A 14,072-nucleotide genomic window follows, 5' to 3' on the forward strand; every position below is an offset into this window, starting at 1 on the left:
ATTCAATAAACTTGCATTTGTATGTTTACAGGTTTATCGAATAGCTGTCAACACTTGTCATGTTTTTCCTGCTTTTTAATTAAACCACCCGATTCCACACCGCACTTCCAAAATAACAGCTCACCACAAGTGCAACAAGTATCACAACCCGATAACGTTACTTTGCCCTTAAATAAAGCATTTCGTTCATTTTTGCCGACAAAGCACACAACAAATGTGCTTAAAGACAGGTGAATTACGGAAATTTGTTACAAAATAGCGCAGAGGACATGATAAAAATCAAAGTAGAATCGTTTTTTTGCCCTCGATTATGATCAAAGTTGACCTTTAAGCGGGATCACGGATAGATTATTGGTCAGCATTGATGCACTGGATGTAAAAAAATTACGAGATGGATACGATATGAATGAAAAGTACAGCGCGCTAAAAAGTAACGTCAGTATGCTTGGCCACTTGCTAGGCAATACCATTAAAGACGCTCACGGTGAGCCACTACTTGAAAAAGTGGAAACCATACGGAAACTGTCTAAATCCGCTCGCGCCGGAAATGAAGACGATCGTGCCAAACTTATTGATGAGTTACAAAACCTACCGGATGACCAATTACTTCCTGTCGCCCGTGCTTTCAGCCAATTCCTCAACCTGACCAATATTGCAGAGCAATACCACACAGTGTCCCGTCATTGTGACGAGCATATCTGTAGCCCAGATTCAATTGACTCGCTATTTGGTAAGTTAAAAGACAAAGACATTAGCCAGCTTGATTCCATTCAGGCCGTTCGCGAACTGAACATTGAGCTTGTGCTTACTGCGCACCCAACTGAAATAGCGCGCCGTACCATGATCCACAAACTGGTACAGATTAATAAATGCCTATCAAACCTTGAGCTAAGTGAGCTATCAACCGCTGAACGCCAGCGTATTGAACAGCGCCTAGAACAACTTATTGCTCAAGCCTGGCACTCCGATGTTATCCGCCAGCAACGCCCAACGCCACTTGATGAAGCGAAATGGGGCTTTGCTGTAGTTGAGAATTCCCTATGGCATGCTGTGCCAGAATTCTTACGCCAATTTGATGACAAGCTAACCAATCACCTAGGTGAAGGCTTACCGCTTGATGCTGCACCAGTTAAATTCTCATCTTGGATGGGCGGTGACCGCGATGGCAACCCGTTTGTGACTTCGACAATCACCCGCGAGGTATTACTACTGTCACGCTGGAAAGCGGCTGATCTTTACTTGGGCGATATCCAAGAGTTAGTCAGCGAACTGTCGATGGTGAGATGTAATGACCAAGTTCGCGAGCTTGCAGGTGAAGAGCACGAACCTTACCGCGCTATCGTTAAGCAATTACGTACCAAGCTAACGCACACCCGTGATGTATTAGATGCGCGCATTAAGGGAACCAATGTACCTGCTGGCGCTATCATCAACGATGCTGATGAGCTGTGGCAGCCGCTGCACGCCTGTTATCAATCACTGCACGAATGCGGTATGGGCATCATCGCTGACGGCCTGCTGCTTGATGTCTTGCGTCGTGTGAAATGTTTCGGTGTTCACCTTGTTCGCCTTGATATCCGCCAAGAAAGTACCCGTCATTCTGATGTGATTTCTGAACTGACACGCTACCTAGGCTTAGGCGACTATGACCAGTGGAGCGAGCAAGATAAAGTTGCTTTCCTGGTACGTGAACTCGCCTCAAAACGCCCACTACTGCCACGAGACTGGCAACCGTCTCCTGAAGTACAAGAAGTTATCGATACTTGCCGTGCAGTTGCAGAACAGCCACGTGAAGCGTTAGGCGCTTACGTGATCTCCATGGCTCGTACCGCTTCAGATGTGTTGGCAGTACATTTATTGCTTCAAGAAGCTGGCTGCCCATTCCGTATGGACGTTTGCCCGCTGTTTGAAACCCTTGAAGATTTAAATAATGGCGCGGATGTTATCAAGCAACTGCTTGATATCGACTGGTATCGCGGCTTTATTCAAAACCACCAAATGGTCATGATTGGCTATTCGGATTCAGCGAAAGATGCTGGTGTGATGTCTGCGGGCTGGGCACAGTACCACGCAATGGAAGCCTTGGTTGATGTGTGTGAAAACGCCAACGTTGATATCACCCTGTTCCATGGTCGCGGCGGTACAATTGGTCGTGGTGGTGCGCCTGCACACGCAGCGTTACTGTCACAGCCACCACGCAGTTTAAAAGGTGGCCTACGTGTAACCGAGCAAGGTGAGATGATCCGCTTCAAATTGGGCCTACCCGACGTTGCAGTGAACAGCCTTAGCTTGTACACCAGTGCAATTCTTGAAGCGAACTTGCTCCCACCACCAGCACCAAAACAAGAATGGCGCGATCTGATGGAAGTACTTTCAGAAGTATCTTGCGAAGCATACCGTTCGGTTGTCCGTGGCAACGAAGAGTTTGTACCGTATTTCCGCGCAGCAACGCCTGAGCTCGAACTGGGTAAATTGCCACTCGGTTCTCGCCCTGCAAAACGTAATCCAAACGGTGGCGTAGAAAGTTTACGTGCGATCCCATGGATTTTTGCGTGGAGCCAAAACCGCCTGCTACTACCAGCATGGTTGGGAGCCGGTGAAGCGATCCAGTATTCAATCGACAAGGGCCATGAAGCCTTGCTAGAAGAAATGTGCCGTGAATGGCCATTCTTCTCAACACGCCTTGGTATGCTGGAGATGGTCTTTACCAAAACCAATACCAAGATCGCTGAATACTATGATCAACGCCTAACGGATAAATCACTATGGCCACTGGGTCAGAAACTGCGTGATCAACTGCAGTCTGATATTAAGGCCGTACTGAATGTCGACAACAATGATCACCTAATGGAACAGGATCCTTGGGGTGCTGAAGCGATCCGCTTGCGTAATATCTATGTTGAGCCACTCAACATGCTGCAAGCTGAGCTGCTATACCGTACCCGCGAGCAAGGTGAGATCTCGCCGATGCTAGAAGAAGCGCTGATGGTGACCATCGCAGGTATTGCGACTGGCATGCGCAATACAGGTTAAGCCCTCATCAACTTGACGTTTAAAAGGCCGCCTAGCGGCCTTTTTTATACGGATAGGGAATAATTGATAGTTCCCATTGTAATTTTTATCACTTTTGAGACAGCCCTCCTTAAATAATATGCATTAAGATGTTTATATTCTCTTGTGAAAGAGGATGTATCAAAACCAATTGCACTGCAAAGACAGATAACTAGATGGACTAATATCACAAGATGAGCAATTTATAGCGCATTGATGTGAATACTACCCCATTGAGGTATCCGTATTGAGTGTATTGATGATATTCTATGTGATCTCGATCAGGCACTGAAACAAGTTGATTATAATAACGCCAAAGAGCGGAAGGGTAAGCTTGGTTTGATCGGTTTTTTTTGATGTATTTTAACGGATAGAAGAGATGTCATTACCACACGTTATTTTAACCGTGCTGAGCACTCGCGAAGCAACCGGTTACGACATAACCAAAGAATTTTCACACAGCATCGGTTATTTTTGGAAAGCGAGCCACCAGCAGGTGTACCGCGAACTCAATAAAATGGCCACTCACGATCAGGTTACTTGTCGCCTTGAACCACAAGATGGCAAACCCGATCGCAAAGTGTACTCCATTACCGATTTAGGCCGTCAGGCACTATTCAACTGGTTCCAAGAACCAGCTCGCAACCCAACTATTCGTGATGAGTTCTCAGCGAAACTACTTGTGTGTGGAGTGCATAACTCTGTACCAATGCAGCAGCAGCTTGAAGCTTTGATCGAAGAGTCACACAGCTTAATGAACCACTACCACGAGCTTGAGAAAGTTCACTTTAGCGATTACAAAGCAATGGCTCGTCAAGAACGTCTTGATCGTCTTACGCTTCGTCGTGGTATGCACAATCGTCAGGCTTGGATTGTTTGGGCTGAAGAAGTGCTAGCTGAGTTAAAAGACATGGATAGCGAAGGCAGCAGCATCGCGCTATAAGCTACTTGTTATCTAAAAAAGCCGCTATCTTATAGCGGCTTTTTTGTTTGTGCTGCTCAGTCGCAGCCCAATGTCAGTAACAACCTATTGCGATGCAATGTCAACTTCAGCACGCACACCCAAAGTGTGGCAAATTGCATAAGTTAATTCAGCACGATTCAGTGTGTAGAAATGGAAATCCTTCACACCTTCGCGGCTTAAAACACGTACCATATCAATCGCATTACTTGCACCCACCATCTGACGGCTTAACAAGTCATCATCTAACCCTTCGTATTGCTTCTCTAACCAACCTGGGATTTTGACGTTATTTGCCAAGGCAAAACGCTTAGCTTGGGTCATGTTCGAAACAGGCAAAATACCCGGTACAATTTCAACATCAATGCCGGCAGCAACACAACGGTCACGGAAGCGTAAGTAGCTTTCAACGTCAAAGAAAAATTGGGTGATCGCACGGCTCGCACCGGCATCCACTTTACGCTTAAGATTGATCAAATCTGCTTGAGCGCTTTTTGCTTCTGGGTGAACTTCCGGGTAAGCCGCGACCGAAATATCAAACTCTGCTTCTTTGCGTAGCAGTTCAACCAAGTCAGCCGCATACATATCAGGCTTGCCACCTTGTGGTGGTAAATCACCACGCAGTGCAACGATATCGCGAATACCGCTGTTCCAGTAGTCACGGGCGATAGTACGTAGTTCATCACGTGTTGCATCGATACAGGTTAAATGCGGGGCAGCCACAAGGCCGGTCTGATCTTTAATATCTTTAATAATAGAGTGAGTGCGATCGCGTTCACCCGAATTAGCACCGTAAGTCACAGACACAAACTTCGGCTTTAATGTTTTTAGACGATGGATAGAAGCCCAAAGGGTCTTTTCCATTTGCTCGCTGCTTGGCGGAAAAAACTCAAATGACACATTGATATCCCCTTTAAGGTCTACAATGTTTTGGTTAAGCGCCTCTAAATGGCTTGCGTGAGAATACCCCATAGTTCATCCCTTCCTGTCCTGGCGCCGTGGCCTGCTATCCTTAAAAGCGAACGTCTTCAAATAACCATTTAGACGTCTATATGTCTACAGAATGTCGTGATAACAATTTAATGTCAACCTACTAATCATGAATTTTTCTCACGTTCATATTGCATAATTTTCAATATAAAAAACCTGCCAAAGGCAGGTTTCAAGGGGAATAGAGTATATTCCCAGTAAGGTGACAATTACCTCGTAATCGTCCTATTTAGACCAAGCTCTCGCCCTACATTCAACTGTGTTGGCAGAATATAAAGCCGCGAGCGCAATCATCACATGCTAAAGCAGAGCGGCTAAACGATTAATATCTGACAATAATGCGCCTGCTGTAACATCACGCCCAGCACCCGGCCCACGGATCACCAGTGGGTTATCACGGTACCAACGACTTTCTATAGCAAAAATATTGTCACATGGTAGTAAGTTCGCCAGCGCATGCTCTTTGGGCAATGCTTCGACCCCAACGGCAGCCTTGCCTTTCTTATCCAACCTCGCCACATAACGCAGTACTTTTTCTTCCTTATTGGCTTTCACCAACCGCTCTTTTAAATGATTGTCCAGTTCATCAGCTTGCTCAAAGAAGGTATCTAAACTGACTTCAGCCAATGATTCAGGCACTAGCGTTTCCATTTTAACCTGCTCAGGTTCAATGCTTAGTCCCGACTCACGCGCCAAAATAACCAGCTTGCGCATCACATCACTGCCGTCGAGATCATGGCGAGGATCGGGTTCAGTTAAGCCTTGTTGCCACGCTTGCTCAATTAATACCGAAAACGGTACTGAGCCATCATATTGCTGGAACAGCCATGATAAAGTGCCAGAGAAAATCCCCGATACCGCAATGATGTCATCGCCACTTTCCCGTAAATCACGCACTGTATGATTTACGGGTAAGCCAGCACCAACCGTCGCGTTATATAGCCAATGACGACTGGTTTTGGCAAACGCATCTTGTACTGCGTGGTAATCAACACTGGGTGCAGAGCCTGCCACTTTGTTCGCCGAAATCAGGTGTAAGCCACTTTCTGCCACTTGTGGATATTTCGCCGCCAATTGAGCACTGGCAGTGACATCCAAAATCACCACATCATCATACGGGTGTGCGGCTAGCGTGGTAAGTAACTCCCCGTCTTCATATTCAATCGCTTCATCATTGAAATACGTTAAGGCACGAGACGGTTCAATTCCCTCGTAATCAATCCAATGACGGCTGCTATCGGCAACACCAATCAACGTGAACGTCTTACCATGACGCTTACTCAGTTGCTCACGCTCGGTTTCAAATAACTCGAGCCAACGGCTACCAATATTGCCTTTGCCACAGAGCACTAAGCCAATTCGCTTTTGTGCTTGAAATAAACTCTGGTGCACTCGCCCAATCAAGGTTTCTGGGTTTACATGGCGTAAAATCGCCACCAAGCTCAACCCTGATTCAGCTTCAGCCAAAAACTCAACTGGCTGGCCTTTTAGCTGCTGATAAAAGCCATGGCAATGCACTGGGTTATTCACCACCCCCGCCCCAACAACGGCAACCATAGTGAAACCATCGCGCAATCTTAATTCTGCGGCAATCCCACGATCTTGCAGTAGGCCCAGAACCCCATTGACCACTTCACCGGTATACGCCAATAAAATTCGACCTTGCTCAGGATCAATGCTCTGTGCCAATGGCGGTAATTGTACCCGTAGCAATGTGCGCTCTAGTTCTTTACGAACAGGTTCAAAATCATTGGCACGCGGCACATCAAGTTCAATCAAGCAGACATCATCTAATGACGTAACAATTTTCGCACCGCGACCTGAAGCTAAAACACGCTCCACACGCGTTGAGCCTGATTCAGGCTGATGACTACAACGTAGCATCAAGTCAATGGTGCTTTGTGCGACAGGTTGGAGGGTACGGCTATGTAATACCGGTGCGGCAAGTCGGGCTAATTCACTGGCTTCATCAAGGCGCAGCAACGGTAGCAGACAGGCATCTTTAACTTGATTAGGATCAGCGCTATACACCCCCGCGACGTCACTCCAAATTGTCACGCGCGAGACATCTGCTAACGCACCAATCACAGTGGCAGAATAATCAGATCCATTACGACCCAGTAACACCGTTTGACCCGCTTGGTTTTGGGCCATAAAGCCGGTGATCACAATACGATGCTGGCTGTGTTGGATCAGTTGCTGCTGTAATAAGGGGCGCGAAGCTGCGCAATCCACTTCAGGCTGAGCGGCTTGCTCTGCCCGTAAAAAATCACGAGAGTCGAGAGCGCATGCTGGTAATTGACCCACATTTAATAACGCTGCCAATAAGCGAGCAGACCACAATTCACCATGGCCTAATACTTTAGCTCGCGTGGCCTCATCTAACGTTTGGTCACTAAGTGCTGACAATGTACTCAGTTCAAGGTGTAGCTGGGTTTGTAGTTCATCGGCAACGGGCTCAGGCAATAACTCTTTGATCAACGCTTGCTGATACTGACGTAGCGCTTGCAGTACCTCATGGGCATGACGCCCATCTTTGGTTAGCAAAGTAAGCCATTCAATCAAACGGTTGGTGGTTTTTCCGGCCGCCGACACCACAATCAGATCATCGGCATTCGAGTATTCCTGCAAGATTGTTGCAACCCGACGATAGCACTCAGCATCGGCTAAGCTGCTGCCACCAAACTTATGTAATTGACGCGGTTGAGCCTGAGTCATTATCCCACCTCTGCTGCTTGTTGAAATGCTTGTGCTAAGTCGGCGACCAAATCACTTGGATCTTCGAGACCCACCGATAAACGAAGTAGTGCCGTATTAATACCAGCCTCTGCTTGTGCTTCATCTGACATCGCGCGGTGCGTCATGCTTGAGGGGTGAGCAATCAGGCTTTCAGTGCCGCCTAAGGATTCCGCGAGCGAGAAACATTTAAGCACTTTCACAAACACTTCAAGTTGCTGGAAACTTCCAGCTAATTCAAAGCTAATCATAGAGCCAAAGCCTTTTTGTTGGCGCTTAGCAATATCATGCCCTAGATGATCAGGTAGGCTAGGATGATAAATAGCTGCAACTTGAGGGTGATCTTTTAAAAATGCCAGCACTTGAGCGCCATTTTCTTCGTGCATCTTCATACGTGGTACTAAAGTACGTAAACCTCTAAGGGTCAGGTAGGCATCAAACGGCGCACCTGTTGCACCAATACAATTTGCCCACCATGCGATGTTTTCAGCTTGCTCTGCATCAGCAGAAATAAGGATACCACCCACAACATCGGAGTGGCCGTTGATATATTTAGTGGTCGAATGCACGACAAAGTCTGCACCTAATGCGATAGGCTGTTGCAGGACTGGAGAGAGGAAGGTGTTATCAACCGCCACTTGTGCGCCCGCTGCTTTGGCTTGCTGGCATAAAACTTCGATATCAATAACACGAAGTAACGGGTTAGATGGGGTCTCCACCCAAATAATTTTAGGTTGCTTAGCAAGAGCACGAGCAAAAGCTTGCGGATCAGACTGATCAACAAACTCAACCTTAAAGTCGCCTTTATTCGCGCGAGTATTGAATAAGCGATAAGTACCGCCATAACAATCGTGCGGGGCAACAATAAGATCATCAGGGCCTAATAAAGCAGAAACGAGAAGGTTAATCGCCGCTGTACCACAACTTGTTACCACACCACCCGCACCGCCTTCCAACTCAGCTAACGCATCGGCCAACATATTGCGGCTTGGGTTGCCAGAACGAGTATAATCATATTGCGGAACCTCACCCAGTTGTGGAAAACTGTAGGTGGATGTGAGGTAGATTGGCGGGACGACCGCATGATGCTGAGAGTCGGATTCAATGCCGGTACGAACTGCAATCGTGGCAAGTTTCTTGTCACTCATATTAACCTTCCTTGTTTCGGTTTAATGCCGAATAAAATTCCTTCATCAACATTAACCACATTAAACTAGGACGTCAACACTTCCAGACGTCTATATGTCTTTGCTTATGGCGGTAAATATCGCTAAAATTCAACCAAACTTTAATTATGACTCACTGCCCTACTCGCAGTTATTTCGTAAGACCCCAATATATCTGAGGTTTATTCAGAACATAGTGGCGTGAAATAACCTGAGCGGCGGTAAAACAACAACGCTGAGAAGGTAAAACATGGCAGAGTGGAATGGCGAGTACATCAGTCCATACGCGGAACACGGTAAGAAAAACGAACAAGTAAAAAAAATTACGGTGTCGATTCCATTAAAAGTCTTAAAGATTCTGACTGATGAACGTACGCGCCGTCAGGTAAATAACCTGCGCCATGCAACGAATAGTGAATTGCTCTGTGAAGCTTTTTTACATGCTTATACAGGTCAACCATTACCAACAGATGACGATATTCGTAAAGACCGTCCGGATGATCTACCCGCAGAAGCAAAAGCTTTGATGGATGAGATGGGCATTACTTACGAAGACATCAACGAATAAGCCGTCTTCGAGATACAAAAAACTGACTGTGGTGACAACTTTGGAACCACAGTCAGTAAATATGGAAACACGCTACTTCTTGTTATCATTAATGGCAGCTTTTACTTTATTCTTGCTTACGCTGCGCGTCCTACCACTAGCGTTAAAAGAAAAATAGAAATAACTAGACCAAGTAATTTAAGTTCACGCTTTTTCATAAAACTCTCCTTTTTGCTCGTCACTCAAAATAAGTTTTCTTACAACCATGATAAACACACCGGTTAGCACTAAATTCAGCGCTAATGACAACATGCTGATCGTCACAATTGGACCGCCGAAACCGTAGCCAATACTGATCATCAACACACCCGCACCAACCTCACCTCGTGGCCACATGCTAATCGACAATGCCAAACGCTCTTTAAGCGTGGCTTCCTTGCGATAACAAAACAGTGGGAACATCTTGCCGATATTGGCAATCACCGAAATCACCAATACGTGATAAGTAATTTCAGCGAGCGACATCGCAGGCATTGAAAGAGTGATACTGTCTGAAGCGGTCGTTGCGACGCCCCCAAAAATTTGCGGTAAGCTCAAGCCAACCAGCACCATGAACACGCCAGCGACAGAACTTGAGACTTGCTGATCAGCGGCGGATTCATGTTGCGATTTCATCATGCACCCCAGCACAAAAGCGGGTAGCAAAACTTCAAAGTGGACGCCACTGCGCAAATAAAACAACTCACACAGCAACGCAATAATGACGGAGTAGCCCATCACAGCACCGGCAGACGACGGAATAGCCCATAGATGTAAATAACGATAACCCAGCGCTAACAAACCAAACATTAAGACTAGCGTCACGCCTAATGCAGGCTGCCAACCCACCACCAAAATAGATAATGGAATCATCAAGAGGACGGTATCGAGATCATCAAAAATGGCCAATATACGGGCTTTGTTAAACATCCACGTCGCACCAAGTCCAGCGGCTGTGAGCATGGCAAACAATACTCCAGCAGAGGTTGGCGCAGCAAAGCGGCCAATCACTAAAGTCTCTGTCCACGCATCGACATTGCTCCACATCTCTGGCGGCATCAGCACGAACACGAAATACAGTACCACCCCAACCCATGGGAAGGTGGCCGTCGTCATTGCGACCACATAATCCCAGCGATACTGCTTTAAGTTGTTCTTATCGATTTCAAACTCACGACCAACATTGATCATGATGTAGGCCAGCGCCGACATCGTCAGCACCATAATGGTGGGTTGCAGTTGGCCGTAGCCAGCTATGAATGATGGTAGCAATTGTGAGCACACTAGCCCCACCAACAGTAATGCGGAATATATAATGATTTTTTTCACGTCATAACCTCTTGTATTACATTGCTCGTCGAAAAGAGCCTGCCCCCCTCATAGAGGTGCAGGCAGTTAGGTTAGACGAATTTCACTTTAGTAATTTCTTTGATACCCGACAGTACGAATGTCGGTACAGATGCGGCAATAATCACAGCCATTAAGTGACCAAATGACAGGGATTCAGTGTTAAAGATCATCTGACCTAAACCTGTGTACATCACCCCTAACGATAGCGTTGCAGACAAGGCTACTGCACCTAGTAGATACTTATTGGTGAATGGATTTTTACGGTATAGCGTAGTGAAGCTACGTGAATCAAATAGGTGCCATAGCTGTGCGAAGATCAGCATGGCGAAAGCAACAGTCTGTGCGTATTCTGCACTGTGACCCGCATTCAATGCCCAGCTGAAGGCCATGTAACTCATGCCACCTAAGGCTAAACCACGGATAACAATCTTGGCCCCAAGGCTATCGCCAAAGAAACCTTCATTACGCTTACGTGGCTTACGTGACATCACGTCTTTTTCTTCCGGCTCAACACCCAGTGCCAGTGCTGGTAAACCATCTGAAACCAAGTTGATCCACAAGATCATCAGTGGTGTCAGCGGCAAGATAGTCTCTGGCCCCATCATCAGAAAGGCAATCAAGATCACCGCAACTTCACCCACGTTGGCAGTCAGCGCCTGACGGATAAACTTACGTAAATTATCGAAGATCTGACGACCTTGGCGTACCGCTTTCACAATGGTGCTGAAGTTGTCATCAAGCAAAATTAAATCACCTGAATCTTTCGCCACCGAGGTGCCTGCAATCCCCATCGCCACACCAATGTCTGCGCGACGAAGTGCTGGTGCATCGTTCACACCATCCCCCGTCATGGCAGGTACTTCGTTGTTGTCTTGTTGAGCTCTAACAATACGTAACTTATGCTCAGGGCTAACCCGTGCAAACACGGCAACTTCAGGGCAGATACGACGTAGCTCTTCATCGTCCATCTCATCAAGCTGAGCGCCTGTGATCACTTTGTCATTTTCAGAGCGGATAATACCGATATCACGCGCAACTGCTGCCGCGGTTAGGGCATGGTCACCCGTGATCATCACGGTACGAACACCAGCATCGAAACAACTGTTTACCGCATCGCGCACTTCTGGGCGTGGCGGATCCATAATGCCGTATAGGCCAAGGATGGTAATGTCATGCTCTAGCTCGTGGTGGTCACGCTCTAGGTCTTCGTCAGTTAATGGACGAATACCAACGGCAAGTGTGCGTAGAGCTTGATCAGCAAATTCTTCAATCGCTTGTTGGTAGTTGGCAATATGTTGCTCTGCAGGACTGGTTGCTATCGCTAAGTTACCTTGCACTTCCTGACTTGAATGCGTTACAACATTGCCATCAATCATAAAGCCTGAGGCATTGCGCAAGATGACATCCGGTGCACCTTTCACTGCTAAGAAGTGCTGACCTTCATTATCACGAACAATCACTGATGCCATTTTACGACCAGAATCGAACGGGAATTTTTCAACTATCGTAAATTCGCCTGATGACAACATAGTGCCTTGTTGTAAACCGGCTTTTGCAGCAGCAACAATCAACGCACCTTCCGTTGGGTTACCACGTACGGCGTATTTCCCTTTTTCTTGCAGATATTGGGCATCGTTACACAAGGTCGCAACGGTAAGACCACGCATCATTTCAGGGCTATCAGTCACCGCGACTTGGTGTTTTTGTGGCTCAAATTCACCTTTAGGATCAAAGCCTTTACCCGTTACTTTCCAGTAACGACCAGAGGCGTCGTATGCTTGCATCACCTGCATTTGGTTTTGAGTTAGCGTACCTGTCTTATCAGAACAAATAACCGTGGTTGAACCGAGTGTTTCAATCGCAGAAAGTTGTTTTGCTAACGCATTGCTCTTCACCATTTTGGTGGAGCCCATGGTCAATACAATCGATACAACTGTCGGTAGACCTTCAGGAATAGCCGCAACAGATAATGAGATACCCGTATTTAAAATTTCTAACCATGGCATGCCATGGTAAAGGCCAATTGCACAAACAACAGCAACCACAGACAGAGCCGCAATCATCAACGTATGCGCAATGGTATCCATGCGAACTTGCATGGGGGTTTTCGTTTCTTCTGTGTTGGTCATCAAGTCGGCAATGTGGCCCACTTCGGTTTGCATCCCAGTACCAACCACAACACCATAACCATTACCTGAAGTAACAATGGTGGTCATAAAGCCCATATTGAGCTGATCACCCAAGCCTATATTGTCACCTTCCAGCTCAGCAACACACTTATCAACAGGTTCAGACTCCCCTGTTAACGCGGCTTCATCAATGGAAAGTCGGTTGGCTTCAATAATCCGTACATCGGCGGCTAAAATATCACCGGTATTGATTTTAAGAATATCGCCTGGCACCAACTCGCGCGCCGGAATCGACAGTACATCACCATCCCGCACAACTTGAGCTGTGGGTGCTGCCATCTCTTTTAATGCATCCATGCCTTTTTTAGCTTTCATTTCTTGCCAAAATGCAATCAGTGCATTAATAAAGATGATCACGGTAATCGCAATACCATCAACATTATGGCCGGTGAAAAATGAAACTAATGCACCCACACCTAAAATAAAAATTAGTGGGTTTTTAAATTGATCCAACAGCATGGCTAAAGCTGATTTACCTTCTTGCTCTTGCAGTTCATTAGGACCATATTCTTGTTGACGATCTTTAACTGTCTTTGATGATAATCCAGAACGTGTTGTTTCTAGTTCTGAAAGCGTATTATCCGCTGTCTTTATAAACCACTTTTTTCGCATACAATAATCTCCCACAAAATAAAGGCGAACGAATCCGGCTAAAATAATTAGCAAAACCTGAACTTTGTTTATATATGACACTCAAACAGAATTGTTAAAGCGAGTACAAATTATAATATTCATACAAATGATGGAATTAATTTCGGCATTTGCTTTTCTTATTTGGGAGCATTTTTGATTATTATCAATATTCATCTCGATATCAGCGAGAATTATTAAAAACAATGTAAATAGGTATAAATAAGACCTAATGATAACCATCACAACACCTCGGTAAAACCGATATATAACAGCAATTACACAGGTTTTATCATATCGAGAGGCGTTTTTAGCGATACACGTCACACATGAACTTGATGGCCAAGCCGACGCCTTTTCATCCAAGTAAAAACTGGCCATTAATAACAAATAAATGCTAGTATATGTTTTAG

At 46.1% G+C, this 14,072-nt stretch carries 8 protein-coding genes; 3 read left to right on the plus strand and 5 right to left on the minus strand.

The features are described from left to right. Positions 1 to 402: 402 nt before the first annotated feature. Both ppc and ASV53_RS17550 read left to right on the plus strand, forming a co-directional pair. A complete protein-coding gene (ppc, locus tag ASV53_RS17545; protein WP_062688454.1) occupies positions 403 to 3,033 on the plus strand; it encodes a phosphoenolpyruvate carboxylase in 2,631 nt (876 codons plus the stop codon). Between the two features lie 397 nt (positions 3,034 to 3,430). Further along, positions 3,431 to 3,994, plus strand: a complete 564-nt coding sequence (locus ASV53_RS17550; protein WP_062688361.1) for a PadR family transcriptional regulator — start codon at positions 3,431 to 3,433, stop codon at positions 3,992 to 3,994. A gap of 84 nt (positions 3,995 to 4,078) precedes the next feature. Here the strand turns inward: ASV53_RS17550 and metF are convergent, their stop codons facing one another. The 3 genes from metF to ASV53_RS17565 all read right to left on the minus strand — a co-directional run bounded on the left by metF (position 4,079) and on the right by ASV53_RS17565 (position 8,886). Then, a complete protein-coding gene (metF, locus tag ASV53_RS17555; RefSeq protein ID WP_062688359.1) occupies positions 4,079 to 4,984 on the minus strand; it encodes a methylenetetrahydrofolate reductase in 906 nt (301 codons plus the stop codon). Between the two features lie 318 nt (positions 4,985 to 5,302). Then, on the minus strand, positions 5,303 to 7,720 hold the full coding sequence (locus ASV53_RS17560; protein WP_094958040.1) for a bifunctional aspartate kinase/homoserine dehydrogenase II: 2,418 nt from the start codon (positions 7,718 to 7,720) through the stop codon (positions 5,303 to 5,305). Beyond that, positions 7,720 to 8,886 (minus strand): O-succinylhomoserine (thiol)-lyase, encoded by a 1,167-nt coding sequence (locus tag ASV53_RS17565; RefSeq protein WP_094958041.1) that lies wholly within the window; start codon positions 8,884 to 8,886, stop codon positions 7,720 to 7,722. Before ASV53_RS17565 ends, ASV53_RS17560 begins: the two co-directional genes overlap by 1 nt. 268 nt (positions 8,887 to 9,154) lie before the next feature. Here ASV53_RS17565 and metJ point away from each other — a divergent pair, with 268 nt between their 5' ends. After that, the gene (gene metJ / locus ASV53_RS17570; RefSeq protein ID WP_062688353.1) at positions 9,155 to 9,472 is read left to right on the plus strand and encodes a met regulon transcriptional regulator MetJ; all 318 of its coding nucleotides are present in this window, start codon (positions 9,155 to 9,157) and stop codon (positions 9,470 to 9,472) included. Positions 9,473 to 9,655: 183 nt separating this feature from the next. On the opposite strand, the gene ASV53_RS17575 is transcribed toward metJ, so the two are convergent. Both ASV53_RS17575 and ASV53_RS17580 read right to left on the minus strand, forming a co-directional pair. Further along, positions 9,656 to 10,819 (minus strand): cation:proton antiporter, encoded by a 1,164-nt coding sequence (locus ASV53_RS17575; protein WP_062688351.1) that lies wholly within the window; start codon positions 10,817 to 10,819, stop codon positions 9,656 to 9,658. A 71-nt stretch (positions 10,820 to 10,890) separates the two neighbouring features. Beyond that, positions 10,891 to 13,641 carry a cation-translocating P-type ATPase gene (locus ASV53_RS17580; protein ID WP_094958042.1) on the minus strand — a complete coding sequence of 917 codons (2,751 nt, stop codon included), beginning with the start codon at positions 13,639 to 13,641 and terminating at the stop codon, positions 10,891 to 10,893. Positions 13,642 to 14,072 lie beyond the last annotated feature (431 nt).

The organism is Photobacterium sanguinicancri (assembly GCF_002265265.1).
GTDB lineage: Bacteria > Pseudomonadota > Gammaproteobacteria > Enterobacterales > Vibrionaceae > Photobacterium > Photobacterium sanguinicancri.

What these genes read in the sequence shown, in the direction of transcription:
- ppc (WP_062688454.1), top strand. Translation starts at nt 403, where the DNA reads ATGAATGAAAAGTACAGCGCGCTAAAAAGTAACGTCAGTATGCTTGGC.
- ASV53_RS17550 (WP_062688361.1), top strand. Translation starts at nt 3,431, where the DNA reads ATGTCATTACCACACGTTATTTTAACCGTGCTGAGCACTCGCGAAGCA.
- metF (WP_062688359.1), bottom strand. Translation starts at nt 4,984, where the DNA reads ATGGGGTATTCTCACGCAAGCCATTTAGAGGCGCTTAACCAAAACATT.
- ASV53_RS17560 (WP_094958040.1), bottom strand. Translation starts at nt 7,720, where the DNA reads ATGACTCAGGCTCAACCGCGTCAATTACATAAGTTTGGTGGCAGCAGC.
- ASV53_RS17565 (WP_094958041.1), bottom strand. Translation starts at nt 8,886, where the DNA reads ATGAGTGACAAGAAACTTGCCACGATTGCAGTTCGTACCGGCATTGAA.
- metJ (WP_062688353.1), top strand. Translation starts at nt 9,155, where the DNA reads ATGGCAGAGTGGAATGGCGAGTACATCAGTCCATACGCGGAACACGGT.
- ASV53_RS17580 (WP_094958042.1), bottom strand. Translation starts at nt 13,641, where the DNA reads ATGCGAAAAAAGTGGTTTATAAAGACAGCGGATAATACGCTTTCAGAA.